The 525-nt window shown below is 56.6% G+C and carries 2 protein-coding genes; one reads left to right on the forward strand and one right to left on the reverse strand.

The window, feature by feature from the left end; translation table 11 throughout:
* Positions 1-94: 94 nt before the first annotated feature.
* Positions 95-385: a hypothetical protein gene (locus tag ACOCD2_RS25910; RefSeq protein ID WP_293675682.1), complete on the reverse strand. Its 291-nt coding sequence runs from the start codon at positions 383-385 to the stop codon at positions 95-97.
* A 58-nt stretch (positions 386-443) separates the two neighbouring features.
* On the opposite strand from ACOCD2_RS25910, the gene ACOCD2_RS25915 reads away from it, so the two are divergent.
* Positions 444-525 (forward strand): hypothetical protein (locus ACOCD2_RS25915; protein WP_374109788.1); only part of this gene is annotated, 82 nt, incomplete at its 3' end.

The raw sequence follows: 525 nt of genomic DNA on the forward strand, positions 1-525 counted from the left end.
GCTGGATTTGTAAGAAGGCCTGCTTTCAGCGTAAGATCAGATGCACGTCAGGGATTGACGTGCATTTCAACCACCGCTCAGGGAGAGAGCCATGTCAAAAGCAAGCATCTGTTTTTTCTTCCGCTGCCAGCCATGGAGAGCGAAGCGAAGGCTGGTAGACCCCAGTAGCCGCGAGGCCGCACTGTTTTCCCGGCGTGCCTTGCGCCAGAGGGAAAACAAAGTAGGCCTCCGAACGCGGCGTCCAGTCATATGGGAGCCAAGTACGGAGCAGCAACGAGCTTGCGAAGTTGTTGCGTAGTGCTTGGTGACCAGGACGGCTGGGGCACGAATAGGTTGTCAAAGGCCGAGTCGATTTTGGGGACTGGGATGTCCCAAAATCTATCACGAGGTCGAAGACACGCTTGATTATTTCTTTTCTGCCCATCAGCAGCCAGGCGGCGCAGGTGTATCGCTGTGTGGCAACCGACGGCAGCGTCAGCTTTCAGCAGCAGGCCTGTGAGGGTGAGGGCACACGCATGGAAACCG

The organism is Thiolapillus sp. (genome assembly GCF_048562965.1).
Classification (GTDB): Bacteria; Pseudomonadota; Gammaproteobacteria; order Chromatiales; family Chromatiaceae; genus Thiolapillus; species Thiolapillus brandeum_A.